This window comes from Acidovorax sp. NPDC077693, assembly GCF_044542805.1.
GTDB lineage: Bacteria > Pseudomonadota > Gammaproteobacteria > Burkholderiales > Burkholderiaceae_C > Acidovorax.
On the sequence record NZ_JBITVD010000006.1, the window covers coordinates 254201 to 280338 of the forward strand.

A 26138-nucleotide genomic window follows, 5' to 3' on the forward strand; every position below is an offset into this window, starting at 1 on the left:
CCATCTCCCACACCCACCCTACCTTTTCCAGGAGTGTTCCCATGACGATGCGACAAAACCTCATGCGTGCCACGGCCGCAGCCGCGCTGGCCATCACGCTGGCCCCTGTGCACGCACAGGATGTCATCAAGATTGGTGAGATCAACAGCTACAAGGCGCAGCCCGCTTTCCTGGAGCCCTACAAGAAGGGCATGGAGCTGGCGGTGGACGAGATCAACGCATCGGGCGGCCTGCTGGGCAAGAAGGTGCAGCTGGTCATTCGCGACGACAACGCCAACCCGGGCGATGCCGTGCGCGTGGCCGAAGAGCTGGTCTCGCGCGAGAAGGTGGACGTGCTCACCGGCTCCTTCCTGTCGCACATCGGCCTGGCGCTGACCGACTTCGCCAAGCAAAAGAAGTTCTTCTTCCTGGCCAGCGAGCCGCTGACCGACAAGATCGTCTGGCAAAACGGCAACCGCTACACCTACCGCCTGCGTGCGTCCACCTACATGCAGGTGGCGATGATGGTGCCGGACGCGGCGGCCCTGAAGAAAAAGCGCTGGGCGCTGGTGTACCCCAACTACGAATACGGCCAGTCGGCCGTGGCCACGTTCAAGCAACTGCTCAAGGCCGCGCAGCCTGATGTGGAGTTCGTCGTGGAACAGGCGCCGCCGCTGGGCAAGGTCGACTCGGGCAGCGTGGTGCAGGCCCTGGCCGACGCCAAGCCCGATGCCATCTTCAACGTGCTGTTCGGTGCCGACCTGTCCAAGTTCGTGCGCGAAGGCAACACCCGCGGCCTGTTCAAGGACCGCGAGGTGGTCAGCCTGCTGACCGGCGAGCCCGAGTACATGGACCCGCTCAAGGACGAAGCCCCCAACGGCTGGATCGTCACCGGCTACCCCTGGTACGGCATCCAGACGCCTGAGCACAAGGCTTTCATGACGGCCTACCAGGGCAAGTTCAACGACTACCCGCGCCTGGGTTCGGTCGTGGGCTACAGCGCCATCAAGTCGCTGGGTGAAGGCATCAAGAAGGCCGGCTCCACCGACACCGAAAAGCTCATCGCCGCGTTCAAGGGCCTGCAGGTCACCACGCCGTTCGGCCGCGCCACCTACCGCGCGGAAGACAACCAGTCCACCATGGGCAGTTACGTGGGCCGCACCAAGAACGAAGGCGGCAAGGGCGTGATGGTGGACTACCGCTATGTGGACGGCGCCAAGGTGCAGCCGACCAACGAAGAAGTCAAGAAGCTGCGCGCGGCAGACTGAGTGCGCGTTCAACAGGCGGCCCCGCGTGGGCGCCTGCGATCGCCATCTCCCTGCCAGTGTGATCTGTAAAAAGCTGCACCACCGTTCACGCTGAGCTTGTCGAAGCGCTGCGAAGGGCTTCGACAAGCTAAGCCCGAACGGCTTGGGATGGCGCTGCGCGTTTGCCTCACCCACACCGCAGGCACCGACCTGCAGGGATGAACTTTGCCGTGACCCCGAAGGATCTGGAATGAGTTTTTCGAGTTTTATCGTTCAGCTGCTCAACGGACTGGCGGGCGCGTCCTCGCTGTTCCTCGTGGGCGCCGGGCTCTCGCTGATCTTCGGCGTCACGCGCATCGTGAACTTTGCGCACGGCTCGTTCTTCATGGTGGGCATCTACGTGGCCTATTCCATGGTCGCCAAGCTGGGCACAGGCCTCGCGTTCTGGCCTGCGCTGCTGCTGTCGGCCGTGGTGGTGGGAGCGCTCGGCGCGGTGGTCGAGGTGGTGCTGTTGCGCCGCATCTACAAGGCGCCCGAGCTCTTCCAGCTCCTGGCCACGTTCGCGCTGGTGCTGGTCATCAAGGATGCAGCGCTGTGGATCTGGGGCCCTGAAGAACTGCTCGGCCCGCGCGCGCCGGGCCTGTCGGGGTCGGTGGACATCCTGGGCCGCCAATTCCCGTCGTACGACCTGTTCCTCATCGTCGTGGGCCCGGTGGTGCTGGGCCTGTTGTGGCTGCTGCTCACCCGCACCCGCTGGGGCACGCTGGTGCGCGCCGCCACGCAGGACCGCGAGATGGTCAGCGCCCTGGGCGTGAACCAGGCCTGGCTGTTCACGGCGGTGTTCGCGCTGGGCGCGCTGCTGGCGGGCTTGGGCGGTGCGCTGCAGCTGCCGCGCGAGCCGGCCACGCTGGAGATGGACCTCAACACCATCGGCGCCGCCTTCGTGGTGGTGGTGGTGGGCGGCATGGGCTCCATTCCGGGCGCATACGTGGCCGCGCTGCTCATCGCCGAGATCAAGGCGGTGTGCATCTGGCTCGGTGTGGTCGAAATCTTCGGCTATAGCGTCTCGTTCTCCAAGCTCACGCTGGTGGTCGAATTCCTCGTGATGGCCGTGGTGCTGGTGGTGCGCCCCTGGGGCCTGATGGGCCGCCCGCAGGCCGCCAGCCGCAACACCGGCCTGCCCGAGGCACCGCTGCGTGCGCCGGACCGCTGGTTCAAGATCGGCGGTATGGCGCTGCTGGCCGTGCTGGTGCTGCTGCCGATGCTCACGGCCGGCTCGCCTTACCTCACCGTGCTGTTCATCGACCTGTTGATCGCCGCGCTGTTCGCGGCCAGCCTGCACTTCATCATGGGGCCGGCGGGCATGCATTCGTTCGGCCATGCGGCGTACTTTGGCCTCGGGGCCTACGCGGCAGCGCTGCTGGTGCGCTCGGCCGGCATTCCGATGGAGCTGGCCCTGGTGGTGGCGCCGCTCGCGGCGGCCGCCGGTGCGCTGCTGTACGGCTGGTTCTGCGTGCGGTTGTCGGGCGTGTACCTGGCCATGCTCACGCTGGCCTTCGCGCAGATCACCTGGGCCATCTGCTACCAGTGGGACGGTTTCACCGGCGGCAGCAACGGCCTCACCGGCGTGTGGCCCGCGGCCTGGCTGTCGGACAAGCGCAACTACTACTACCTCACGCTCGCGCTGGTCGTGGGCGGCGTGCTGCTGCTGCGGCGCATCCTGTACTCGCCCTTCGGCTACGCGCTGCGGGCGGGGCGTGACTCCGTGCTGCGCGCGGATGCCATCGGCATCGACGTCAAGCGCATGCAGTGGACGGCCTTCGTCATCGCCGGGCTGTTCGCGGGCCTGGGCGGCGCGCTGTTCGCGTTCTCCAAGGGCAGTATCTCGCCCGAGACGCTGCACGTGGGCCGCTCGGTCGACGGCCTGGTGATGGTGCTGCTGGGCGGCATCCAGACGCTGGCCGGCCCCGTGGTGGGCGCGGTCACCTTCACCTGGCTGCACGACACCGTGGCGCGCAACACCGACTACTGGCGCGCCATGCTGGGCGCCATCATCCTCATCCTGGTGCTGCTCTTCCCGCAGGGCATCGCAGGCGCCATCAAGCAGGTCTTCGACAACCGGCGCGAAGCCAAGAACATGAAGGAGGGCCAGGCATGAGCCTGCTCAAAGTCACGGGCCTGGGCAAGTCGTTCGGCGGCGTCAAGGCGGTGGATGGCATCCACTTCGAGCTGGCCGCGGGCGAGCTGCTGGCGCTCATCGGCCCCAACGGCGCCGGCAAGTCCACCACCTTCAACATGGTCAACGGCCAGCTGCCGGCCGACGTGGGCTCCATACAGCTCGACGGGCAGGAGCTGGTGGGCCGCAAGCCCCGCGACATCTGGCGCATGGGCGTGGGCCGCACCTTCCAGATCGCCGAGACCTTCGCCTCGCTCACCGTGGTGGAGAACGTGCAGATGGCGCTGATCTCCAGCGACAGCCGCCTGTTCTCGATGTGGCGCAAGGCCGCGGACCACAAGCGCGACGAGGCGCTGGCGCTGCTCGACCAGGTGGGCATGAAGTCCCAGGCCGATCGCCCCTGCAGCGTGCTGGCCTATGGCGACGTCAAGCGCGTGGAGCTGGCCATCGCCATGGCCAACAGCCCGAAGCTGTTGCTCATGGACGAGCCCACCGCCGGCATGGCGCCCAGGGAGCGCAACGAACTGATGGCGCTGACCAAGCAGCTCGTGATCGACCGCGGCATGGCCGTGCTGTTCACCGAGCACAGCATGGACGTGGTGTTCGCGTATGCCGACCGCATGATCGTGCTGGCGCGCGGGCGCCTCATCGCCGAAGGCAAGCCGCTGGAGCTGCGCGACCACCCCAAGGTGCAGGAGGTCTACTTCGGCACCGGCAAGACCTTCGAGAAGAAAACAGCAGCATCGGCCGCAGCGGCCCCGGCGGCGGAGACGGCATGACCATGACGAGCAGCGCAACGAACGAAGTTCTCCTGAAAGCCCAGGGCCTGCAGGCCTGGTACGGCGCCGCGCAAATCCTCTACGACGTCGACCTGGAAGTGCGCCGCGGCGAGGTCGTGGCGCTGATGGGCCGCAACGGCGCGGGCAAGTCCACCACGCTCAAGACGCTGATGGGCATGCTCGCCAAGCGCAAGGGCAGCATCCAGTTCATGGGCAAGGACCTGTCCAAAAGCGACCCGCACGACGCGGCCCGCCTTGGCCTGGGCTTCGTGCCCGAAGACCGCCGCGTGTTCACCGACCTCACGGTGATGGAGAACCTGGAGGTGGGCCGCCAGCCGGCCCGCCAGTGGCCCGACGGCACGGCCGCCCCGCTGTGGACGCCCGAGGCCTTGTTCAAGCTCTTCCCCAACCTGGGCGAGATGCCCCAGCGCCCGGGCGGGCGCATGAGCGGCGGCGAGCAGCAGATGCTGACCGTGGCCCGCACGCTCATGGGCAACCCGTACCTGGTGCTGCTCGACGAGCCCTCCGAGGGCGTGGCGCCCGTCATCGTGGAGCAGATGGCGCAGATGATCCTGGAGCTCAAGGGGCAGGGCGTGAGCATCCTGCTGTCCGAGCAGAACATGCATTTTGCCGAGCTGGTCTCCGACCGCGCCTATGTGCTGGAAAAGGGCCAGATCCGCTACCAGGCCACGATGGCCGAACTGGCGGCGAACGAGGAAGTCCGGCGGGCCTACCTCAGCGTGTGAAGCGAATCCCCGGCGGTGGCCCCACCGGGCCGCCGCCGATGTGTCAGTGCGTTCCCAACCGGAGTGGTCACCATGCCAACTGCACAGCGTCGTCGCCTTCTTCTCCAATCGGCCGCGTTCACCGTGGCCGGCGTCTGCCTTCCCACCGCGTGGGCGGCGGGCAAGATCAAACCCGGCGAGCGCGCAGCGCTCATCGTGGTGGATGTGCAGAACTGCTTCGTGCCGGGTGGAACCCTGCCGGTGGCCCAGGGCGACGAGGTGGTGCCGGTCATCAACCGCATCGCCACCGCCTTCGAGAACGTGGTGGTCACGCAGGACTGGCACACCCAGGGCCACGCCTCGTTTGCCAGCAGCCATGCGGGCAAGAAGCCGTTTGAAACCGCCAAGCTCAGCTACGGCCCGCAGGTGCTGTGGCCCGACCACTGCGTACAGGGCACCGACGACGCAGCGCTGCACAAGGACCTGAAGGTGCCGCAGGCGCAGGTGATCTTGCGCAAGGGCTTCCACCAGCACGTGGACAGCTATTCGGCGTTCGAAGAGGCGGACCGCAAGACGTCCACCGGCCTGGCGGGGTACCTGAAGCAGCGCGGCATCCGGGCGGTATTCGTCACCGGCCTGGCCACCGACTTCTGCGTGGCCTGGACGGCGCTCGATGCCAGGCGCCTGGGCTTTGAGACGTACGTGGTCGAGGATGCCTGCCGCGCCATCGACCTCAACGGCTCGCTCGCCGCCGCCTGGAAGAACATGGCCGCCAGAGGCGTCAAACGCATTCAGTCCAGCGACATCGACATCGCGTGACCGCCCGCAGCGCTGGCGCCGCGGCGCCAGGCGTTTGACGGATTCACAACACACCGCAGAAAGTGTTGCAAAGCCCCTCCAGTTAAAGGGAAGATTGCGCCTTTGATGTAAGGAGCGTTTCATGAAGTTTCGTGGGATGGAGGAAGGGCGCATCGACCGCCGGGTGGTGCTCACAAGCCTGGCCGCCGCTGCTCTGGCAGGGGCGGGGCCGGCCGCCGCCGAGACCGGAGTGACGGACTCCCGCATCAAGGTGGGGCAGTCGGCCGTGTTCACCGGGCCTGCCAAGGATTTCGGGGTGGACTACAAGGCCGGCATCGCGCTGGTCTTCGACAAGGTCAACAAGAGTGGCGGCGTGCAGGGCCGCACGCTGGAGCTGGTGTCGCACGACGACGCCTACGACCCCAAGAAGACGGCCGAGAACACCGCCAAGCTGATCGACGAGGACAAGGTCTTCGCGCTGATCGGCTACGTGGCCACGGGCAACCTCATCGCCGCGATGCCGCTGGCCGAGAAGGCGGGCGTGCCCATGTTCGCGCCGCTGGTGGGCACCACGTCGTTCCGCACCACGCACAACCGCTATCTGTTCCACGTGCGCGCCAGCTACGAGACCGAGCTGCGCAAGATCGTGGGCCACCTGGCCACGCTGGGCATCACCAACATCGCCGTCATCTACCAGAACAGCGCGTTCGGCAAGTCCAACCTCGACACCTGCCTGCAGATCGCGCAGGGCCTGAAGGTCAAGGTGGTCGAATCCGTGCCCATGGAGATCGCCGCCACCGACGCCAAGGCGCAGGTCGCCACGCTCACCAAGGCCCAGCCCGGCGCGGTGGTGATGATCATGGCCGGCAAGATGGTGGAGGTCTTCCTGCGCGACTACCGCGCGGCGGGCGCCGCGTCGCCGCTGTACACCATCTCGGTGGGCATCACCGATGCGCCGGGCTCGGCGCAGCGCCTGAACGGCGGCATCGAAGGCCTGGTCACGGCGAGCATCGTGCCGTCGCCGCAGGCCAGCCGCATGCCCATCGTGGTGGACTACCGCAAGGACCGCACCGACGCGGGCGAGAAGATCGACAGCTACACCATGCTCGAGGGCTACATCGCCGCGCGCGTGTTCGTGGAAGGCCTCAAGCGCGCGGGCCGCAACCTCACGCGCGACGGTTTCATCAAGGCGCTCGAAGACATGGGCACGACCAAGATCGGCGACTTTCCGCTGCAGTACGGCCCCGCCAATCACAACGGCTCGAACTTCGTGGACCTGGAGATGTACACGCGCACCGGAGCGCTCAAGCGCTAAGGATATGGTGCAACCCCCTGTGGCGCTTCGCGCCTTCCCCCTTCTCTCGCATTGCTGCGCAATGCGGGAAGGGGGACGCCGCCAGCGGGGCGGGGCGGCCCTTCCGCGGCGGCCCCTGACTTGGGCTGCGTCAGTGTCGTACGTCGCTGACGCAGCAACCGTGTCTTTCGTCCGAAGTAAACAACCATCCAGCAAATGCAGTTAGTCGCTGTTGTCAACGGCCAGCCCTGCCCCCTGACTGCAGCCACGTCCGGCAGCGCCACGCTGCTGCACGTGCTGCGCAACGACCTGGCGCTCAACGGCCCCAAGTACGGCTGCGGGCTGGGGCAGTGCGGGGCGTGCACGGTGCTGGTGGACGGCGTGGCCGCGCGGGCCTGCGTGATTCCGGCGCAGGGCGTGGCAGGGCGTGAGGTGACCACGCTGGAGGGCCTGCCCGGGCGCTGCGGCACTGCGGCGGGGCGCCACCCGGTGCAGCAGGCCTTCATCGACGAGCAGGCCGCGCAGTGCGGCTACTGCCTGAACGGCATGGTCATGATGGCCGTGGCGCTGCTGGAGCGAAACCCCCACCCCGACGAGGCCGCCATCCGCCGTGAGCTGTCGGCCAACCTGTGCCGCTGCGGCACGCATGTGGAGATCATCCGCGCCGTGCAGCGCGCGGCGGTGTTGATGCAGGAGGCCAGGGCATGAGCACACCGCCCGCCAGCACTGCGCCGCTGCGCGCCCACACGCCCCTGACCCGCGCCGACTTCCACGCGGCCGACGGCGTGCTGCTGGTGGTGCGCAACCCGCCGCCCGCGCCGCCGCCGGTCAAGGGCCAGCCCGCGCTGGTGGCCGGCAACCCGGCCGAGGGCGTCGAAATTCTGATCGCCGTGTGGGACGACGGCAGCGTGACCGCGCTCAACGGCCATGTGGACCTGGGCACCGGCATCCGCACCGCGCTCGCGCAGATCGTGGCCGAAGAGCTGGACGTGGACCTGGCCCGGGTGAACATGGTGCTGGGCGACACCACGCGCGCGCCCAACCAGGGCGCCACCATCGCAAGCGCCTCCATCCAGATCCACGCCAAGCCGCTGCGCCTTGCCGCAGCGCAGGCGCGCCACTGGCTGGTGGCCCGCGCTGCAGCGCGCCTGAACGTGCCGGCGGACGCGCTGCAGGTGTCGGGCGGCGTGGTGCAGCTGGCGGCCGACTCCGCGCAGCAGTTGCGCTACGGCGACCTGCTGGCGGGCCAGCACACGGTGCTGGAGCTGTCCGACGCCACACCCACCAAACCCACGGCCGACTACCGCGTGGTCGGCCAGTCGGTGCCGCGCGTGGACATCCCTGCCAAGGTCAGCGGCGAACTGGTCTTTGTGCACGACATGCGCGTGCCCGGCATGCTGCACGGCCGCGTGGTGCGCCCGCCGTATGCGGGGGCCGACCATGGCGACTTCATCGGCAACACGCTGGCATCGGTGGACCAGGCGTCCATTGCCCACATCGCCGGCATCCGCGCGGTGGTGGTGATCCGCGACTTCGTGGGCATCGTCGCCGAGCGCGAGGAGCAGGCCGAGCAGGCCCTGCGCGAGCTGCGCGTGCAGTGGAAGGACTGGCCCGGCTTTCCGCGCCAGGACAGCCCCGAGGCCATCGCCCAGGCCATCCGCGCCAACCCGGCCACGCAGCGGCGCCTGGTGGACGAAGGCGATGTGGACGCAGCCCTGGCCGCGGCCGACCAGCCCATGCCGCGCACCTACGTGTGGCCCTACCATATGCACGCGTCCATCGGCCCGTCGTGCGCGGTGGCCGAGTGGCGGGCGCAGGATGGCACCGGTCGCCCGCGCATGACCGTGTGGGCCGGCACGCAGAACCCTCACGTGCTGCGCGCCGACCTGGCCCGCCTCATGGGCATGGGCGATGTGGACATCGACCTCATCCGCATGGAGGCCGCAGGCTGCTACGGCCGCAACGGTGCCGACGATGTGGCGGCCGACGCCGCGCTGTTGTCGCGCGCCGTGGGCGCCCCGGTGCGGGTGCAGCTCACGCGCGAGCAGGAGCATTTGTGGGAGCCCAAGGGCACGGCGCAGCTCATGCAGGTGCGGGGCGGGCTCAACGCCGATGGCTCGGTGGCAGCGTACGACTTCGAGACCTCTTACCCGTCCAACGGCGCGCCCACGCTGGCCCTGCTGCTCACCCGCACCATCGAGCCCGTGGCCCAGGCCTACGAGATGGGCGACCGCACCGCACGCCCGCCTTATCAGTACGACAACCTGCGCGTGGCGGTCAACGACATGCCGCCCATCGTGCGCGCATCGTGGCTGCGGGGCGTGTCTGCGCTGCCCAACTCCTTCGCGCACGAATCGTATGTGGACGAACTGGCCACCGCCGCCGGCGTGGACCCGGTGGCCTTTCGCCTGCAGCTGCTGAACGACCCGCGCGCGGCCGAGCTGGTACAGGCCACGGCCGAGAAGGCCGGCTGGGTGCGCCGCACCGGCCCGCAGCAGCGCGCGCCGGACGGTGGCAGTGAAGACGGCGACTGGGTGCAGGGCCAGGGCTTTGCGTACGCCCGCTACATCCACAGCAAGTGGCCCGGCTTCGGCGCGGCCTGGGCCGCCTGGGTGGCCGATGTCGAGGTCAACAAGCGGACCGGCGAGGTGCATGTGCGCCGCGTGGTCGTGGGGCACGACGCCGGCCTCATGGTCAATCCGGCGGGCGTGGAGCAGCAGGTGAACGGCAACGTGCTGCAGACCACCAGCCGCGCGCTCAAGGAGCAGGTGACGTTCGAGCCCGTGAAGCAGGCCGTGGACAACCGCGAATGGGGCAGCTACCCCATCCTGAGCTTTCGTGAAGTGCCCGTCATCGAGGTCATGCACATGCCCCGGCAGGACGAGGCGCCGCTGGGCTCGGGCGAGTCGTCCTCGGTGCCCGGCACGGCGGCCATCGCCAACGCGATCTTCGACGCCACGGGCGTGCGGTTTCGGGCGCCGCCGTTCACGCCCGAGGTCGTGCGTGCGGGCTTGAACCCCCTCACCGCGGCAGCCGAGGCTGCAGGCCGCGGCCGGCCCGGCGACGAGGGCGGTACGCCCACCCCGCCGGCCGACGTGCTGCCCACCCTGGAGCTGCCCGCACCCGCCGTGCCTGCCACCGCCACCTGGCCGCGCCGGCGCAGCCTCTGGGCGCGCGGCGGTGTACTGCTGGCTGGCGGGCTGGCCCTGGGCGCCGCACTGCTGGGATGGCGCCCGTCCATCGCGCCCGTGGTGCAGACGGCGGGCGGCGCGGCGGTCTACAACGCCGCCACCATCGAACGCGGCCGCCTGCTGGCCGCTGCAGGCGACTGCGTGGTCTGCCACACGGCGCCCGGCGGCACGCCCAACACCGGCGGGCGCGGCATGGAGACGCCGTTCGGCACCGTCTACACCACCAACCTCACGCCCGACGCCGAGACCGGCATCGGCCAGTGGTCGTTCAGCGCATTCCAGCGCGCCATGCGCGAAGGCATCTCGCGCGACGGCAAGCACCTGTACCCCGCGTTCCCGTACACCGCGTTCGCGAAGATGAGCGACGACGACCTGACAGCGCTGTACGCCTACCTGATGGCGCAGCCCGCCGTGCGCGCGGAGGTGCCCAAAACGGATTTGGCCTTCCCGTTCAGCGTGCGCCCGCTCATGGCCGGCTGGAACGCGCTGTTCCACGACGCCACGCCCTGGAAGCCCGACCCCACGCGCCCGCCCGAGTGGAACCGCGGCGCCTACCTGGTGCAGGGCGTGGGCCACTGCGGCGCCTGCCACACGCCGCGCAATGCGATGGGTGCAGAAATGGGCGGTGCCGCCTTCCTGTCGGGCGCGCTCGTCGACGGGTGGGAGGCGCCCGCGCTCACCGGCTTGTCGAAAGCGCCCGTGCCGTGGAGCGCGGAGTCGCTCTACAGCTACCTGCGCCACGGCCACAGCGCGCAGCACGGCAGCGCCTCGGGCCCCATGGCACCGGTGGTGCGCGAGCTGGCGCACCTGCCGGATGGCGACATCCGCGCCATGGCCACTTACCTCGCCTCGTTCACCGCGGACACCGAGCCCGCCGCCGATGCCGTGCAGGCCCGCGAGGCGACGGCCCTGGCCGCCGTGGCCCAGGCCGCCGCACTCGCGCCCCAGCCCGGCCAGGCGCAGCGCCTGTTCAACGGCGCCTGCGCCGCCTGCCACCACGACGGCGACGGCCCGAAGCTGCTGGGCGTGAACATCCCGCTGGCGCTGAACAGCAACCTGCACAGCGACCGGCCCGACAACCTGCTGCAGGTCATCGTGCACGGCATCCGCGAACCCGCCACGCGCGACATCGGCTTCATGCCCGCCTTCGGCCATGCGCTCAGCGATGCGCAGGTCACCGAGCTGGCGCACTACATGCGCCAGCGCTACGCACCGGGCCGGCCTGCGTGGAGCGGCGTGCCCGAGGCCCTGGCGCGCGTGCGGGCGGGTCCTGCGCATCCCTGATGCAGGGCTTTGCATGGCCTGGCGCTTGCTGAAAAAGCGCCAGGCGCTATCAAAAACATAGCTTTAGTAGTACGTGCGTCTGCATGTCCACACGTCCGCAGCCCGGGCGGGCAAAGCTACGATGCCGCATGACTGAGCCAACGAATCCACCACCCCCTGCCGCAGCCGACGCAGCCCTCGCCAATGCCGACGCGCTCGATGACCTGGCCACCCAGACGGGCATCGAGGTACCCGCCCTGTTGCGCGCCTTGGTCGCCGCTGGCGCCACCTTCTACGCCCCCGACTGGGCAGGGCAGTGGCGCACGCTGTGCCTCACGCAGCCGCCCGCCTTCATCAGCTGCGAGGACTTCGAGTGGATGGATGCGCAAGAGCGCGCAGACGCGGCGCAGGAATGGCTGTACGCAGCCGCGCAGGGCGGGCGCAGGTTTCTCCCCTTTGCACAGAACGGCGCGGGCGACGCGTACTGCCTGACCCTGGGCGCCGATGCACCACCCCACGCAGTGGCGCCGGTCGCCCTGGTCCCCCACGACGATGACGAGGCGGTGGTGCTGCACGCCAGCTTCGACGACTTTGCCACTGCGATGCTGCTGCAGTCCATGGCGGACCTCAGCCACCAGATGGACGAGTTCTCGCAGGAAGAAGCCGTTACCCAAACCCGCCTTGATGTCGCGCGCACATCTGCGCTGATGCCCGCCGACAGCGCTGAACGCCTGCAGGCGATGGCCGGGCAAGCGCCGCAGCAGCAATCGGTGCAGGACGGGCCGCGTGCGCGGCCGCGCGACGTGTGGGCGCTGATCTCGCCGCAGCAGTTGGCGCAGGAACTGGAGCGGCTGCCGGATGCGCAGGCAGCGCCGCTGCGGTTTTCAGTGGTGCCTCGCTGGGAACTTCGATCTGCCCCTGCGCAGGAGGTGAACGCGCCGGCCGCCGTGCAAAGCCCCGCTGCGCCAACATGGCAATCGCTGGCGGCGGACCCGGCCACGCGTCGGCAGGCCATCCGCGCCTACCAGGCAGAGTTTGGCGGCGACCTGCCCACTGCCAAGGCCGCGGTGGATGCGCTCAACCCACTGTCGCGCTAGATGGCGTTGGAACCTGATAAAAAATGCCGCTACCGCTCCATGGCCGGGCGCTAGCAGCTATCAAAAATGTAGCAATTGCTCCGACGCCCCCATCGCCAGTGCAATCACGCGCATGTCGTGGTCGCTGATGGCAAACAGCCCGAAGCGAAACTTCGCGCCCCAGCGCTGGGGGTCTTCCACAAACTCCAGTTGCGCCAGCAGAGGGCGGATCGGCGCCTCGCGGGCGTCCGGCACATAGGCCACGTCCCTGCGGTGTGGCACAAAGCCGTTGCCCATGTCGACGGCATACGGCGCGCCCTGCAGCACGGTGCCGATGGAGACGAAGGACTGCAGCCGGTCCGCGCCGCGCATCGTCGTGGCGGGTGCGTAGTAGGCCACCCGGTCCCCGGCGCGCATGCGCTGCAGCGGGGCCACCTTGCCGTGGCACACCTGCAGGTAGCCCGCAGCGGGCTCGGCACGGCCCAGCCGCGCGTGTTCTGCGCTGGCCACGGCGATCCAGTTGCGGCGCGGCTGCGCCACGGCGTCGGACACAGCAGCCCGCCGCGATGGCCGGGCGACGGCGGTGGTCACGGGCGTATCCGCCCACAGTGCGTGCTGCATGGCGCAGTCCTTGTGGTTGTGGTGTTGGTGTCGCTATGGGGAGTCGCGATGGCTTGCTCACCCTAGCCTGCGAAGTGAGCGCGGCACAGACCAGCGCACCCGTGGATCCGGCTTCGCCGGTCCACCGGGTGCGTCCCCCCTCCGGGGGGAAGACGCCGCCAGGCGGCTCAGGGGGGAGCCTATTCCAGCGCATGCAGGCCCACGCGGTTGCCGTCCAGGTCGTGGATGTGCGCAAAGAAGCCCATGCCCGGCGGCAGCGCCTGGCGGGGCAGGGCCACGCGGCCGCCCTGGGCCACCACGCGCTCGAGCGCGGCGTCGAGCGAAGGCGAGGCATCGAGGTACACGAGCGTGCCGGTGCCTGGTGCCAACTGGGGCGCCGTGGGGCCCATCATCAGCGCGCCGCCGGCACCGTCTGCGGCGGGGTCGTAGGCGAACACGGCGCCTTCGCTGGGGCCCATGTTTTCACGGCGCATGGCCTGGCCGAGCACGGCCTCGTAAAAGGCCTGGGCGCGGTCCAGCTGGGTGGTGGGGATCTCAAACCAGGCGATAGCGTTCTTCATGACAGGGCTCCATCGGTGTGCCGACAGGCACGTGTTGTTGTTGAAGCCCTGATGGTGCCCGGGGGGTACTGACAACGGCATGTCAGCAGCGTTCAGCAGCCATGGCTGGGTGCGCCCGTTGCGCGCCGCCGCAGCCGCTGGCCATGAAGCAATTCTTCCGGGCGCCCACTGCGGGGACAATATCGTTATGTCCGGTAATGTTTCACCCCCATCTTCTTCCCGCCCCGTCCTGATTGCCGGTGGCGGCATCGGCGGCATGGCCACTGCCCTCACGCTGCACCAGATCGGCGTGCCCTGCGTCGTGTTCGAATCGGTGCCCGAGCTGCAGCCGCTGGGCGTCGGCATCAACCTGCAGCCCAATGCCGTGCGCGAGCTGCACGACCTGGGGTTCGGCAACGACGTGCTGGACACCATCGGTCTGCAGGCACGCGAATGGGCGCTGGTGGGCCGCAACGGCAGCGAGATCTACGCCGAACCCCGCGGCCTGCAGGCCGGCTACCGCTGGCCGCAGTACTCGGTGCACCGGGGGCAGCTGCAGATGCTGCTGTTCAACGCGGTCAAAGACCGCCTGGGCGACGGTGCCGTGCGGCTGGGCCAGCGGGTGACGGGCTACCGGCAGGATGCCGAGGGCGTCACGGCGTTGGTCGAGACCCGCAGCGGCGAACGCCTGGAAGTACCGGGTTCGCTGCTGATCGCGGCCGACGGCCTGCACTCGGCCGTGCGCGCGCAGATGCACCCTGCGCAGCCGCCCATCCAGTGGGGCGGCGCCATCATGTGGCGCGGCACCACGCCCGGGGTGCCGGTGCGCACCGGTGCGTCCTTCGTGGGCGTCGGCTCGCTGCGCCACCGCGTGGTGTTCTACCCGATCTCCCCGCCGGACCCGGTCACCGGCCTGGCCACCATCAACTGGATCGCCGAGATCACGGTGGACAACCAGGGCGGCTGGCAGCAGGGCGACTGGAACCGGCGCGTGGCGCTCGAGGAGTTCATCCACCACTTCGAGGGCTGGAACTACAGCTGGCTGGATGTGCCGGCGATGCTGCGCGGCGCGACGGACATCTTCGAATACCCAATGATCGACCGCGACCCCGTGCCCACCTGGGTGGATGGCCGCGTGGCCCTGCTGGGCGATGCGGCGCATGTGATGTACCCCGTGGGCTCCAACGGTGCGAGCCAGGCCATCGTGGACGCACGGGTGCTGGGCGCACAGCTGCTGGCACAGGGCGTGGGGCCCCAGGCGCTGCGCGCCTACGACGACAAGCTCTGCCAGGACATCTCCGCGCTGGTGCTGCGCAACCGGGGGTCGGGCCCCTTCGGCCTGCTGGGGCTGGTGGACGAGCGCTGCGGCGGCGTGTTCGACAACATCGACGACGTGCTGCCGCGCGCAGAGCGCGAGGCCTTCATGGCGCGCTACAAGCAGGCGGCGGGCTTTGCGATCGAGACGCTCAACGCGGCGCCATCCACCATCGCGCCGGGCCAGCGTGTGGCGGGGGCTGGTGGGCAGCCTGTGGCGTGAGGGCGGTGATCCCAGCGGGGTTCTGTCAACGCTGGGTCAGAGATTGAGCCCCGCTGTGATCTAGAACGTCACTTTGACCGACGCGGCGCTGCGCTGCGCCTCGCCGTGGAACACGGCCTCGATGTTGTTGCCGTCCGGGTCCAGCACAAAGGCGGCGTAGTAGCCGGGGTGGTAGGGGCGCTCGCCCGGCGCGCCATTGTCCTTGCCGCCGTGCGCGAGTGCGGCGCGGTAGAACGCTTCGACCATCGCCCGGTCTTTTGCCTGGAAGGCCAGGTGGTGCCAGCCCGTCAGGTGGCCCTGGGCCGCCGCGCTGTCGGCGGTGGAGACAAAAAGCTCGTCGGCCCAGAAGTAGCCTTCACCCGTGCCGCCCATCGGCACGCCGAGTGCTTCGAATACGGCAGTGTAGAAGGCCTGGCTGGCCGGCAGGTCGCGCACGACCAGCTGGATGTGGTCGATGAGGCGGCCGCGGTGCAGTTCCTGCGTTTCCATGGTGGTCTCCGGTGCATGGGATCGGCGCAGTGTAGGCACGCTCCCGGAGGGCGGTGTGTCAGACCCCGCCGCCATCTCGGATTTGGAACCGCTCCAGCAGCGTGGCTGGAAGGTCCGGTGGCTGCCTCGCGCTGCACACCGCTTGATCCCCGCCACAACGCGCGGTAGCCGAAGGGGAAGCCCTCACCCGCCGAGCCATCCGTCCCGGCCTTCAGCCGGGGTGGCGGGGTGGGCGGGGTGAGGGCAAACCGCTACTTGCAGCTGAAGCTGCTCGCGCTCTCCACGTCGCCGCTGCCGTTGTAGCGTGCCACCTTGGGGTACACGCACAGCGGCCGGGTGCGGTTGGCCGACCAGCTGGCGGGCAGCTCGGCGTTGACCAGGTTGCTGCCGGCGCCGCGGGCGCGGGCGGTCACGCTGTCGGGCGCCTGGCCTTGCTCCACCCAGGCCACCAGGGGCGCCAGCATGTCGAACTGGTCGGTGGCGGGGCCGCCGGAGCAGTGGTTCATGCCGGGGACGAGGAACAGGCGCGCAAAGGCGTCGGCACTGCCGCCGTGGTTGGCGTTCAGCCGGTCCATCCACTGCGCGGTGTCCAGCGGCGAGAACACGCCATCGGCCACGCCGTGGTAGACCATCATCTTGGCGCCGCGGTTCTTCAGGGCGCCCAGGTCCGCCTCGTTGGGGGGCGTCATGTAAGACCAGGGCGACTCGTTGTACGGCGCCGTGGTGGCGAACATCTTGGGGTAGTCCGTCTCCATGCTGAAGTTCAGCGCGTACTGCATGCCGGGGATGGCGGTGAACGCGGCCACGGTGGACGGCGGTGACGTGAAGATGAACGCCACCGCACCCGCATCGCGCGTGGCGGGCGAGCCGAAGTGCCACGACGCGAAGTTGGCGCCTGCGATGCCCGGGTCGAACCAGGTGCCGGTGTACAGCGCCTCGCCCTTGCTGTTCTTCGGCCCCGCGAAGATGCTGGCGAGCACGCCCTTTTGCGCGCTGGAGATGCAGCTGCCGTCCCGCGCGCCGGTGCAGGTGGGCACATCGGTCTGCAGGTTGAACGCTGCCTGGCACGCGGCCACGTCGTTGACCTGGCCGTCCACCACGCCGTCGAGCGCATCGCATTTGGCGACGATCTTGCTGCCGATGAGCTTGAACTCGGCGGGCGTCACGGCGGATGTCAGGTCGGGCTGGCCGGCCGCATCGGTGGTGGTGCTGACCTTGGCGTACTGCTGCGCCTTCCACAGTTGCGTGGTGGCCGCCTTGGGCAGGTGAAAGCCGGGGTTGCCGGCCAGGATGCCGTCGTACTGGTCGGCATAGCGCGACGCGCCCACCATGGCGTGGCGGCCGCCGTTGGAGCAGCCGGCCAGGTACGAGCGGTCGGGCGCCTTGCCGTAGGCGCCCTTGATGAGGTTCTTGGCCATGGGCGTGAGCGTGCCCACGGCCTGGTAGCCGTAGTCCAGCCGCGCCTGTGGGTCGAGGCCGAAGAACGGCGTGGGTGCGCCGTGGCCCGCGTCGGAACTGAGCACCGCAAAGCCCTGCACCAGCGCGGGCGCCACGGGCGCGGCACCGCTCACCGCGCCCAGCGCGGGCACCACGCTGCCGTCCAGCCCGCCATTGGCCTGGTGCAGGAAGCGCCCGTTCCAGTCCTGCGGCAGGCGGATCTCGAAGCCGATGGCGTAGGCCGCGCCGTCCACCGGGCCGGTGCGCTCCTTCATCTTGCCCTTGACCAGGCAGTGCGCGGGCACCTGCGTCGTCACGCCCTGCAGCGTGATCGGGCCTGCGGGCACCAGCTCGGCGGAGGTGATGCGGGTGTCGGGCAGCGCCAGGCTGCCGGCCAGCGTGGCGCACGACTGCAGCGGCGCCGGCGTGGCGGCCGACAGCCGCGGCAGGGCCGCGTCGGACGAGCCGCCGCAGCCGATGAGCAAGGCGGCCACGGCAGCCGATAGCGCCACGGACTGGGTGCGCAGGGGGGTGGATCTTCCTCTCGTCAAACTCATGGTCTTGTCTCCGGTTGATTTTCTTGAGGCGCAGGACGGCCCGCAGCGTGGCCTCGGTACGCTGTGGGGGGGTGAGCGGTGGTGGCGTGCTGTTGCTACTGAATCAGGAGCATGTTGCGCTGGTCCGTCAAACGGTAGCGGCCGATTTCTCTGCAGAAACGGGGCCCGGGCGCGCATCGGTGGTGGCGGCGGCGGCCGTAGCAGCGATGCGCGTGCGCATCACGGCAGCCCGCAGGTCGAACTCCGGCAGCACCCAGCTCGCAAACGCCTGGGCGGGCGTCTTCCAGCGCGGCGCGCCGCCGCCCGGTGCTGCCTCTATGCGCCCCCAGGCCCATTCCAGCAGCACCAGTGCCAAGGCGCGCAGGTAGTCGTCGGCCACCCAGTAGGGCAGCTCGGGGTCGGCCTGCGCGGCCCGGGCGAGCTGATGGGTGATCTCGATCAGCGCCGTGTGCCGGGCCCGGGCCGCAGGCGTGGCGGGCAGTGCGTCCAGCAGCGCCGCCAGGCCCTCGCCGCCATCGGCCAGCACCTTGCGCACCAGCAGATCGATCGCCTGGATCTCGTTCGTGCCCTCGTAGATCATGGCCACGCGAGCGTCGCGCACGATCTGCTCGATGCCCCATTCGCGCACATAGCCGTGGCCGCCGAACACCTGCAGGCAGGCGCTGGCGCCGTGGAACGCCTGGTCGGTGAGCGCCGCCTTGAGCACCGGCGTGACCAGCGCGCACCAGCGCTGGGTCGCGGCGCGCTCGTCAGCGTCACCGCTGTGTTTGGCGGCGTCCAGTTGCAGCGCCGTGTGGTACGCCAGCACCCGCCCGCCGTCGATCCACGCGCGCTGTGTGGCCAGGATGCGACGGATGGCGGGGTGGTCCTGGATCAGGCTGGTGTCCCTGGCGCCGGGCGCGCGCATCTGGCGCCGCTTGGCGGCGTAGTCGCTGGCCTTTTGCCATGCGGCGTCCAGCAGGCCTATGCCTTGCAGGCCCACGTGCAGGCGCGCCGCATTCATCATCACGAACATGGCGGCGAGGCCCTTGTTCGGCTCGCCCACCAGCCAGCCGGTCGCGTCGTCAAACCGCATCACGCAGGTGGGGCTGCCGTGCAGGCCCATCTTTTCTTCGATGCGCTCGCACACGACTGCATTGCGGGCGCCGCCCTCCAAAACTTTGGGCACGAGAAACAGCGACAGGCCCTTGGGCCCGGCAGGCGCATCGGGCAGGCGCGCCAGCACCAGGTGCACGATGTTGTCGGTCAGGTCGTGCTCGCCGCCGGAGATGAAAATCTTGCTGCCGTTCACCCGCACGCTGCCGTCGGGCTGCGGCACACCGCGCGTGCGCACCAGCCCCAGGTCGCTGCCCGCATGCGCTTCGGTCAGGCACATGGTGGCCAGCCACTCGCCGCTGGCGATCTTGGGAAGGTACTGCGCCTTCAGGTCGTCGCTGGCGTGGTGCTTGATGCACTCGTACGCGCCGTGCAGCAGCCCGGGCGCCATGGTCCAGCCGTGGTTGGCGCCAGCCAGCCATTCGAACAGCACGCATTCGAGCACCGCCGGCAACCCCTGCCCGCCGTCAGCCGGGTCGCACGAGAGCGACGGCCACCCCGCCTGCCAGAACGCCTGGTACGCATCGCGAAACCCCGCGGGGGTGTGCACCTGGCCCGCGTCGAAGCGGCAACCCTCTTCGTCGCCACTGCGCTGCAGCGGGGCGATGGCGCTGTCGACAAACTTCGCGGCCTCATCAAGCACCTGCGCGGCCAGATCGCCGTCGGTGTCCGCAAACGGCGCCAGCGCCTGCCACCGGGCGGGTGCCTGCAGCACCTCGGTCAGCAGAAACTCAATGTCGGCGAGAGACTGGCGTGCTGGCATGGTTTGCTCTTGATTTGATAGCTTGTAGCGCTTGCTGGATAAGCGACAGGGGCTGTTTTTTCTTGAATTCGGAAGCTTCTGTACCGGACCGTTCACCCTGAGCCTGCCGAAGGGCCGCGCAAGCGGTGCGCCCTGGCTTCGACAAGCTCAGCCCGAACGGTTCGGGGGCGGCATCACGTCATTCCACGCTGGCTTTACGCGCTGGCCCTGGCTTCGACAGGCTCAGCCCGAACGGGTTGGGGAAGAAGGGGCGCGGCCAGGAGAAACAACCAGCGCCCACATCTCGGCATCGGTCGCGCAACATCAGCAACACCACCGACCGCACCCTCAAAACCCGACCAGCGCCACCGCCACCACCCTTGGCAACCGGCGCGCCCCCAGGCCAGCGCCACCGTGGATCTGGCTCCGCCAGTCCAGGGGTGGCGTCCCCCCTCAGGGGGGAAGGCGCGCCAGCGCCTCAGGGGGGAGCCTAGGACTCTGCAGTAAAGCCGATCTTCTTGATCAGCGGGCCCCAGGTGTCGTACTCGGCCTTCTGCCAGCGCGCCTGCTCTTCGGGCGTCGAGCCGTGCGGCATCAGCCCCACGATGGCCAGGCTGTCGATGACCGACTTTTCCTTCAGCGCGGCGTTGATCGCGGCATTGGCGGCTGCGATCACCGGCTTGGGCGTGGCGGCCGGGGCGTAGAAGCCGAACCATTCTTCGGTCGTCAGCTCCGGGAAGCCCTGCTCGGCGAACGTGGGCACGTCGGGCACGTAGATCGAACGCTTGGGGCCCGACGTGGCCAGGATGCGGATCTTGCCGGCCTTGTAGTTGGCGATGAAGTCACCGTGCGGCGTGACCATGGAGGCGATCTGCCCGCCCACCACGTCCGTCACGCCGGGGATGGAGCCGCGATACGGCACGTGGCGCAGGTCCACGCCGCTGTTGATGCCCAACAGCGCACCCAGGAAGTGGGGCGTCGAGCCCGCACCGGGCGAGCCGTAGCTCGCGTCCTTCGGGTTGGCCTTGGCCCAGGCCAGGAAGTCCTTCACCGACTTCACGCTGGCGGGCACCATGGGGCCCACGGCCAAGCCGTGGTGCATCACCGCAGCGATCGACACGGGCGCGAAGTCCTTGTCGGTGTAGTTCATCTTGCTGTAGATGTGGGGGTAGTTGGCCAGGGCCGACACCTGCGCCACGGCCAGCACCGAGCCGTCGGCCGGGGCGCCCTTGAGCGTCTCCAGCGCAATGCGCCCGCCCGCACCGGGCTTGTTCTCCACCACACCGGCGTTCTTGCTGAAGGCCGAACCACCCCACTTCTCGGCCACGCGGCGCGCCACGGTGTCGCCCGAGCTGCCGGCCGGAAAGCCGAAATACACCTTGACCTGGTCCACCTGCGCATGGGCGGCGAAGGGGTGCAGGGCGCCCAATGCGGCGCTGGCGCCAAGGGCCTGAACGAATTGACGGCGTGTGGTGGTCATGGTTTGTCTCCTGATGTGAATCTGACGGAAATTTCAAAAATCAACTGGGGTGTTTGCACACCCTCTCGTTATCGACTGGGCTGCGCCTCCCACGGCGCTTGAAACTGGCGCTGCGCAAGCCAGCGCCACCGTGGAACTGGCTTTGCCAGGCCACCGGTGGCGTCCCCCTGGGGGGATGACGCGAAGCGGCTCAGGGGGGCTTCTCATCTTGGTGCCATACGGAGGGCGCCATCCAGGCGGATGACTTCGCCGTTCAGGTGCCCGTTGGTCACGATGTGGCAGGCCAGCTCGGCAAACTCCTCGGGCTTGCCCAGGCGCGGGGGAAAGGGGATGCTCGCGGCCAGCGACTGCTGCACGGCCTCGGGCAGCTCCTTCATCAGCGGCGTGGCGAACAGGCCCGGCGCCACGGTGCACACGCGGATGCCGTGCTGCGCCAGGTCGCGCGCCATGGGCAGCGTCATGCCCACCAGGCCACCCTTGGAGGCGCTGTAGGCCTGCTGGCCCACCTGCCCGTCGAACGCGGCGGCCGAGGCGGTGAACATCATCACGCCGCGCTCGCCATTGGGCAGGGCGTCGAGCTTGGCGCAGGCGGCGGCGAACAGGCGGCTCACGTTGTAGCTGCCGATCAGGTTGATGGTGACGACGCGCGTGAAGTCCTCCAGCGGCGCGGCGCTGCCGTCGCGCTGCACGATGCGCTTGGCGCTGCCGATGCCGGCCACGTTCATCAGGATGCGCGCGGGTCCGTGGGCCGCAGCGGCCTTCTCCAGCGCAGCGGTGACGCTGGCGGGGTCGGTGATGTCGCAGGCGCAGGCCACGGCGCAGCCGTCTCCAAATTCCTTACCGATATCGGCCGCGACCTTCTCGGCCAGCTCGGCATTGCGGTCGAGCACGGCGACCTTGGCGCCCAGGCGGGCGAGTTCGCGGGCGGTGGCTTCACCGAGGCCCGATGCGCCGCCGGTCACGATGGCGGCTTGTCCTTGGATGTCCATGCTGTGTGTCCTTGAGAAAAATGGTGGGTGTGTCTTGGGCGTTCAGTGGCGCGGCACCAGCGTGCCGGGCAGCGTGCCGCCGTGCAGTGCGTCCACCACGTCCGCGCGGTGTTGCAGCACGGCGCGCTGGTTGATGGAGCCCTTGTCGGTGACCTCGCCCTTGTCGAGCGAGGGCGGCTCGGCCATCAGGTGCGCGCGGGCCACGCGGGTGGCGCTGCCGGTGGACTCTGCCGCGAGCTTGTCCAGCACCTGCTGGAAGTGCTGCTGCACCGGGGCGCTGGCCAGCACTTCGTGCAGGCTGGCGCTCTCGGGCAGGTCGCTGAGCGTGCGGATGGTGGGGGTGGGCACCAGCAGCGCGCCGATCTCTTTGAGGTTGATGCCGGTGATGACCGCGTCCTGCACGTAGGGCGCGCAGGCGGCGATGATCTTGGCGCGCATCGGCCCCACGCTCACGAAGGTGCCGGTGCTGAGCTTGAAGTCCTCGGCAATGCGGCCGTCGAACTTCAGGCCCTTGTTCAGGTCGTTCTCGTCGATCCACTTCACCGCGTCGCCCGAGCAGTAGAAGCCCTCGTCGTCGAAGGCGTCGCGCGTGGCTTCGGCATTGCGCCAGTATCCGGGCGTGATGTTGGGGCCGCGGTAGCGCACCTCGACCTTGCCGTCCACGGGTACGAGCTTGAGCTCGAGCCCCGGCGTGGGCACGCCGATGTCGCCGGCCTGCACGTCGGGGCTGTTCACCGCCACGCAAAAGGGGCAGCCTTCGGTCATGCCCAGGCCCGTGTTCATCACGATGCGCTCGCCCACCTCGCGCTCGGCGCTCTCGAACAGCGAGTCCCAGATCGGCTGCGAGAGCGCAGCAGCGGCAAAGAAGAACATCTTCACGCGGCTGAGCAGGTTCTTGCGCAGTTGCGCGTCGGTCTTCATGGTCTGCGCGATCACCTCGAAACCCGTGGGCACGTTGAAGTACACCGTGGGCGCGATCTCGCGCAGGTTGCGGATGGTCTCGGCCATGCCCTTGGGCGTGGGCTTGCCCTCGTCCAGGTAGAGCGTGCCGCCGTTGTAGATGACGATGCCGAAGTTGTGGTTGCCGCCGAAGGTGTGGTTCCACGGCAGCCAGTCCACCAGCACCAGGGGCTCTTCGGCCAGCACCGGCATCGACTGGTTCATCTGCTGCAGGTTGGCGGCCCACATGCCGTGCGTCACGATCACGGCCTTGGGCAGCTTGGTAGAGCCCGAGGTGAACATGAACTTGGCGATGCTGTCGGCCGTGATGGCGCCATGCGCCGCATCCACGGCCGGCGTGGCAGAGGTGGCCAGCAGGTCGCTGAAGGCCACGGTGCTGCGGCCCGGGATGCTGCCGGTGCCCAGCACCACCTTCACGTCGGCCGCCACGGTGGCCTCGATGGCGCGCGCGAAGCGCGTGGCGTCGCTCGCGAACACCAGGCCGGGGGTCAGGGTGTCCAGCACGTGGCGCAGCTTGTCGAAGTCCTGGCTGATGGTGGAGTACGCGGTGGACACGGTGCACTGCGGCACGCCGGCCACCAGGCAGCCCAGCGACAGCAGCGCGTGGTCCAGATCGTTCTCGCTCAGGATGGCCACGGGGCGCTCGGCGCTCAGGTGCATGTCGAGCAGGGCCTGGGCAATGCTGCGCGCGGCCTGCCAGGCCTGGCCGTAGGTGATGTGGCGCCAGTCGCCCAGGCTGCCGTCGGCGTTCTTCACGCGCTGGGCCATCCAGGTGCGGTCGGGCACGGTCTCGGCCCAGTGCGCGAGCCGGTCGGTCAGGCGCAGCGGGTAGGCCTCCAGGTCCTGCGTGGCCCGCACATAGACCACGCCGTCGTCGGCCCGGCGGGTGCTGACTTCGGTCACGCCGAAGCGCAGCGGCCGGTAGCGGGGAGAGGGGTTGGTTGCCGTCATGGAAAAAGCGTCTCGGTGGGGCTGGGGTGGCGCCGTGGGGAGCGTGTCGGTCGGTCAGTCCTTCTTGACCTTGGCGGCCTTGCCGTCCAGGAAGGCGCGCACGCGCGCCTTGGCCTCGGGGGCGCTCTGCGCGATGGCGGCCATCATGGCTTCGGTCATCAGGCCCTGGTCCGACGGCTGCTCGGCAATGCGCGGCAGCGCGTGCATCAGCGCGTAGTTGGTCAGCGGCGCGTTCTGCGCAATGCGCTGGGCCAGCTCGAAGGCCTTGTCGAACGCCGTGCCGGTGGGCACGAGGTACTGCGCAAAGCCCACGCGCTCGCCGTCCGCCGCGTTGTAGACGCGGCCGGTCATCATCATGTCGGTCATGCGCGCCGTGCCGATCAGGCGCGGAATGCGCACCGCACCGCCGCCGCCCACGAAGATGCCGCGCGAGCCTTCGGGCAGCGCGTAGAAGGTCGATTCATCAGCCACGCGGATGTGGCAGGCGCTGGCCAGCTCCAGGCCGCCGCCCACCACCGCGCCGTGCAGCGCGGCCACCACGGGCACGGGGCCGAACTGCACGCGGTCCAGCGCCGCATGCCACATGCGCGAGTGGTGCAGGCCCTGGCCCGCATCGCGCTCCTTGAGTTCGGACAGGTCCAGGCCCGAGCAGAAGTGCTCGCCCTCGCCATCGATCACGGCCGCGCCCACGGTGGCGGGCAGGTTGTCCATCACGTCCCGCAGCGCCAGGATCAGGCCGTCGTTCAGGGCATTGCGCTTGGCGGGGCGGGACAGGCGGATGACCGCGATGTCCTCGCGTTCGCCGCGGATTTCGAGGGAGATGTCGGAGTGCTTGGTCATGGTCGTCGAGGTGAGTTGGAGAAATTATGGTTATCAAAAATAACTAAAACAAGGCCGTGGAGGCGGTCTTTGCTAGGTGCTTTCCCTAGCTTTTCCAAGGACTCATATGATTATGATAAATAACTAAAATGGCACCGATTCACAGCAAGGAACCGTCATGAACGCCTTCATCCCCTACGGCATCTACTGGTCGTCCCCGTTCGCCAAGTGGCAGGGCTCGCTGGCCAACCTCAACGCGCTGCCGCTGGCGGCCACGGTGGGCAAGCAGGCGCTGGCCGCGCGCGGGTACGACCTGGCGGCGGTGGACCTGGCGATTCTTGGCATCACCAACCCGCAAAAGGGCAGCTTCTACGGGCTGCCCTGGGTCACCGGCATGATGGGCATCGACCGCGTGGCCGGCCCCACGGTGCAGCAGGCTTGCGCCACCAGTGTGCGCGCGCTGCAGATGGCCGCGCAAGAGGTGGCCTGCGGCACCGCCACCAGCGCGCTGCTGGTGATGGCCGACCGCCAGTCCAACGGCCCGGTGGTGTACTACCCCGATTCGAGCGGCACCGGCGGCTACGGCATCACCGAGCACTGGGTGCCCGACAACATGGGCCACGACCCGTATGCCAAGAACCCCATGCTGCAGACCGGCGAGAACGTGGCTGCGCGCTATGGCATCAGCACCGAAGAGCAGCACGCGCTCAAGCTGCACCGCTACACGCAGTACCAGGCCGCGCTGGCCGATGACCATGCCTTTCAAAAGCGCTACATGGCCGATGTGCCGGTCACGGACTCGAAATTCCGCAAGCAGACCGGCACGCTCAGCGCCGACGAAGGCATCTTCCCCACCACCGCCGAAGGCCTGGCCAAACTCAAGCCGGTGAAAGAGGGCGGCACCGTGACCTTCGGCGGCCAGACGCACCCAGCCGATGGCAATGCGGGCGCCATCGTCACCACGCGTGACCGCGCGCGTGCCGTGGCCACCGACCCCGGCATCGAGGTCGAGATCCTGGGCTTCGGCATGTCGCGGGTGGAGGCCGGCTTCATGCCCATGGCACCGTCGCCAGCGGCGTTCAATGCGCTCCAGCACGCGGGCCTGTCGATTGCCGACGTGCACGCCATCAAGACGCACAACCCGTTCGCGGTGAACGACATCGCGCTGGCGCGCGACACCGGCTTTGCGTGGGAGCGCATGAACAACTACGGCAGCTCCATCATCTGGGGCCACCCACAGGCGCCCACCGGCCTGCGCGCCATCATCGAACTCATCGAAGAGCTGGTGCTGCGCGGCGGCGGCGTGGGCCTGTTCACCGGCTGCGCCGCGGGCGACACCGGCTACGCCACCGTGCTGCGCGTGACGGACAGCAAAACCACTTCCAAGGCCTGAC

General features: G+C 69.0%; 20 protein-coding genes. 11 read left to right on the top strand and 9 right to left on the bottom strand.

All coding sequences use genetic code 11. From position 1 onward, the window contains the following. Positions 1–41: 41 nt before the first annotated feature. From ACIGHN_RS10600 to ACIGHN_RS10640, 9 genes are all read left to right on the top strand, one after another. Positions 42–1247 (top strand): ABC transporter substrate-binding protein, encoded by a 1206-nt coding sequence (locus ACIGHN_RS10600; RefSeq protein WP_396504318.1) that lies wholly within the window; start codon positions 42–44, stop codon positions 1245–1247. A 229-nt stretch (positions 1248–1476) separates the two neighbouring features. Beyond that, positions 1477–3384 carry an ABC transporter permease gene (locus ACIGHN_RS10605; protein WP_056163228.1) on the top strand — a complete coding sequence of 636 codons (1908 nt, stop codon included), beginning with the start codon at positions 1477–1479 and terminating at the stop codon, positions 3382–3384. Then, positions 3381–4181, top strand: coding sequence for an ABC transporter ATP-binding protein (locus tag ACIGHN_RS10610; RefSeq protein WP_396504319.1), 801 nt, complete (start codon positions 3381–3383; stop codon positions 4179–4181). The genes ACIGHN_RS10605 and ACIGHN_RS10610 overlap by 4 nt, the downstream gene beginning before the upstream one ends. A gap of 2 nt (positions 4182–4183) precedes the next feature. Next, a complete protein-coding gene (locus tag ACIGHN_RS10615; RefSeq protein WP_396504320.1) occupies positions 4184–4927 on the top strand; it encodes an ABC transporter ATP-binding protein in 744 nt (247 codons plus the stop codon). A gap of 72 nt (positions 4928–4999) precedes the next feature. Next, positions 5000–5725 carry a bifunctional nicotinamidase/pyrazinamidase gene (pncA, locus tag ACIGHN_RS10620; protein WP_396504321.1) on the top strand — a complete coding sequence of 242 codons (726 nt, stop codon included), beginning with the start codon at positions 5000–5002 and terminating at the stop codon, positions 5723–5725. A 121-nt stretch (positions 5726–5846) separates the two neighbouring features. Beyond that, complete coding sequence (locus tag ACIGHN_RS10625; RefSeq protein ID WP_200912358.1) at positions 5847–7019, top strand: ABC transporter substrate-binding protein; 1173 nt, start codon at positions 5847–5849, stop codon at positions 7017–7019. A gap of 195 nt (positions 7020–7214) precedes the next feature. Further along, positions 7215–7706, top strand: a complete 492-nt coding sequence (locus tag ACIGHN_RS10630) for a (2Fe-2S)-binding protein (protein WP_396504322.1) — start codon at positions 7215–7217, stop codon at positions 7704–7706. Further along, complete coding sequence (locus ACIGHN_RS10635; RefSeq protein ID WP_396504323.1) at positions 7703–11473, top strand: molybdopterin cofactor-binding domain-containing protein; 3771 nt, start codon at positions 7703–7705, stop codon at positions 11471–11473. Before ACIGHN_RS10630 ends, ACIGHN_RS10635 begins: the two co-directional genes overlap by 4 nt. Positions 11474–11601: 128 nt before the next feature. Then, entirely contained in the window at positions 11602–12549 is a 948-nt protein-coding gene (locus ACIGHN_RS10640) for an SMI1/KNR4 family protein (RefSeq protein ID WP_396504324.1), read from the top strand. A 60-nt stretch (positions 12550–12609) separates the two neighbouring features. On the opposite strand, the gene ACIGHN_RS10645 is transcribed toward ACIGHN_RS10640, so the two are convergent. Beyond that, positions 12610–13149: an EVE domain-containing protein gene (locus ACIGHN_RS10645; RefSeq protein WP_396504325.1), complete on the bottom strand. Its 540-nt coding sequence runs from the start codon at positions 13147–13149 to the stop codon at positions 12610–12612. A gap of 179 nt (positions 13150–13328) precedes the next feature. Continuing rightward, the gene (locus ACIGHN_RS10650; RefSeq protein ID WP_396504326.1) at positions 13329–13709 is read right to left on the bottom strand and encodes a VOC family protein; all 381 of its coding nucleotides are present in this window, start codon (positions 13707–13709) and stop codon (positions 13329–13331) included. Positions 13710–13896: 187 nt separating this feature from the next. Here ACIGHN_RS10650 and ACIGHN_RS10655 point away from each other — a divergent pair, with 187 nt between their 5' ends. After that, a complete protein-coding gene (locus tag ACIGHN_RS10655; protein ID WP_396504327.1) occupies positions 13897–15225 on the top strand; it encodes a flavin-dependent oxidoreductase in 1329 nt (442 codons plus the stop codon). A gap of 60 nt (positions 15226–15285) precedes the next feature. Here ACIGHN_RS10655 and ACIGHN_RS10660 read toward each other — a convergent pair whose 3' ends face one another. The 7 genes from ACIGHN_RS10660 to ACIGHN_RS10690 form a co-directional block, all read right to left on the bottom strand. Further along, entirely contained in the window at positions 15286–15714 is a 429-nt protein-coding gene (locus ACIGHN_RS10660) for a VOC family protein (protein ID WP_396504328.1), read from the bottom strand. A gap of 251 nt (positions 15715–15965) precedes the next feature. After that, positions 15966–17708 carry a tannase/feruloyl esterase family alpha/beta hydrolase gene (locus ACIGHN_RS10665; RefSeq protein WP_056410336.1) on the bottom strand — a complete coding sequence of 581 codons (1743 nt, stop codon included), beginning with the start codon at positions 17706–17708 and terminating at the stop codon, positions 15966–15968. Positions 17709–17835: 127 nt separating this feature from the next. Then, positions 17836–19566, bottom strand: coding sequence for an acyl-CoA dehydrogenase family protein (locus ACIGHN_RS10670; RefSeq protein WP_396504329.1), 1731 nt, complete (start codon positions 19564–19566; stop codon positions 17836–17838). Between the two features lie 469 nt (positions 19567–20035). Continuing rightward, positions 20036–21025, bottom strand: a complete 990-nt coding sequence (locus ACIGHN_RS10675; RefSeq protein WP_396504330.1) for a Bug family tripartite tricarboxylate transporter substrate binding protein — start codon at positions 21023–21025, stop codon at positions 20036–20038. A gap of 203 nt (positions 21026–21228) precedes the next feature. Beyond that, complete coding sequence (locus ACIGHN_RS10680; protein ID WP_396504331.1) at positions 21229–22014, bottom strand: SDR family NAD(P)-dependent oxidoreductase; 786 nt, start codon at positions 22012–22014, stop codon at positions 21229–21231. Positions 22015–22056: 42 nt separating this feature from the next. Then, positions 22057–23925 carry a feruloyl-CoA synthase gene (locus ACIGHN_RS10685; RefSeq protein WP_396504332.1) on the bottom strand — a complete coding sequence of 623 codons (1869 nt, stop codon included), beginning with the start codon at positions 23923–23925 and terminating at the stop codon, positions 22057–22059. Positions 23926–23979: 54 nt separating this feature from the next. Further along, positions 23980–24765: a crotonase/enoyl-CoA hydratase family protein gene (locus ACIGHN_RS10690; RefSeq protein ID WP_056410327.1), complete on the bottom strand. Its 786-nt coding sequence runs from the start codon at positions 24763–24765 to the stop codon at positions 23980–23982. Between the two features lie 157 nt (positions 24766–24922). Here ACIGHN_RS10690 and ACIGHN_RS10695 point away from each other — a divergent pair, with 157 nt between their 5' ends. Next, positions 24923–26137, top strand: coding sequence for a thiolase family protein (locus ACIGHN_RS10695; RefSeq protein ID WP_396504333.1), 1215 nt, complete (start codon positions 24923–24925; stop codon positions 26135–26137). The last annotated feature ends 1 nt before the right edge of the window (position 26138 follow it).

Excerpts from the sequence above, each read along its gene's own strand:
- ACIGHN_RS10600 (WP_396504318.1), top strand. The coding sequence starts at position 42 with ATGACGATGCGACAAAACCTCATGCGTGCCACGGCCGCAGCCGCGCTG.
- ACIGHN_RS10605 (WP_056163228.1), top strand. The coding sequence starts at position 1,477 with ATGAGTTTTTCGAGTTTTATCGTTCAGCTGCTCAACGGACTGGCGGGC.
- ACIGHN_RS10610 (WP_396504319.1), top strand. The coding sequence starts at position 3,381 with ATGAGCCTGCTCAAAGTCACGGGCCTGGGCAAGTCGTTCGGCGGCGTC.
- ACIGHN_RS10615 (WP_396504320.1), top strand. The coding sequence starts at position 4,184 with ATGACGAGCAGCGCAACGAACGAAGTTCTCCTGAAAGCCCAGGGCCTG.
- pncA (WP_396504321.1), top strand. The coding sequence starts at position 5,000 with ATGCCAACTGCACAGCGTCGTCGCCTTCTTCTCCAATCGGCCGCGTTC.
- ACIGHN_RS10625 (WP_200912358.1), top strand. The coding sequence starts at position 5,847 with ATGAAGTTTCGTGGGATGGAGGAAGGGCGCATCGACCGCCGGGTGGTG.
- ACIGHN_RS10630 (WP_396504322.1), top strand. The coding sequence starts at position 7,215 with ATGCAGTTAGTCGCTGTTGTCAACGGCCAGCCCTGCCCCCTGACTGCA.
- ACIGHN_RS10635 (WP_396504323.1), top strand. The coding sequence starts at position 7,703 with ATGAGCACACCGCCCGCCAGCACTGCGCCGCTGCGCGCCCACACGCCC.
- ACIGHN_RS10640 (WP_396504324.1), top strand. The coding sequence starts at position 11,602 with ATGACTGAGCCAACGAATCCACCACCCCCTGCCGCAGCCGACGCAGCC.
- ACIGHN_RS10645 (WP_396504325.1), bottom strand. The coding sequence starts at position 13,149 with ATGCAGCACGCACTGTGGGCGGATACGCCCGTGACCACCGCCGTCGCC.
- ACIGHN_RS10650 (WP_396504326.1), bottom strand. The coding sequence starts at position 13,709 with ATGAAGAACGCTATCGCCTGGTTTGAGATCCCCACCACCCAGCTGGAC.
- ACIGHN_RS10655 (WP_396504327.1), top strand. The coding sequence starts at position 13,897 with ATGTCCGGTAATGTTTCACCCCCATCTTCTTCCCGCCCCGTCCTGATT.
- ACIGHN_RS10660 (WP_396504328.1), bottom strand. The coding sequence starts at position 15,714 with ATGGAAACGCAGGAACTGCACCGCGGCCGCCTCATCGACCACATCCAG.
- ACIGHN_RS10665 (WP_056410336.1), bottom strand. The coding sequence starts at position 17,708 with ATGAGTTTGACGAGAGGAAGATCCACCCCCCTGCGCACCCAGTCCGTG.
- ACIGHN_RS10670 (WP_396504329.1), bottom strand. The coding sequence starts at position 19,566 with ATGCCAGCACGCCAGTCTCTCGCCGACATTGAGTTTCTGCTGACCGAG.
- ACIGHN_RS10675 (WP_396504330.1), bottom strand. The coding sequence starts at position 21,025 with ATGACCACCACACGCCGTCAATTCGTTCAGGCCCTTGGCGCCAGCGCC.
- ACIGHN_RS10680 (WP_396504331.1), bottom strand. The coding sequence starts at position 22,014 with ATGGACATCCAAGGACAAGCCGCCATCGTGACCGGCGGCGCATCGGGC.
- ACIGHN_RS10685 (WP_396504332.1), bottom strand. The coding sequence starts at position 23,925 with ATGACGGCAACCAACCCCTCTCCCCGCTACCGGCCGCTGCGCTTCGGC.
- ACIGHN_RS10690 (WP_056410327.1), bottom strand. The coding sequence starts at position 24,765 with ATGACCAAGCACTCCGACATCTCCCTCGAAATCCGCGGCGAACGCGAG.
- ACIGHN_RS10695 (WP_396504333.1), top strand. The coding sequence starts at position 24,923 with ATGAACGCCTTCATCCCCTACGGCATCTACTGGTCGTCCCCGTTCGCC.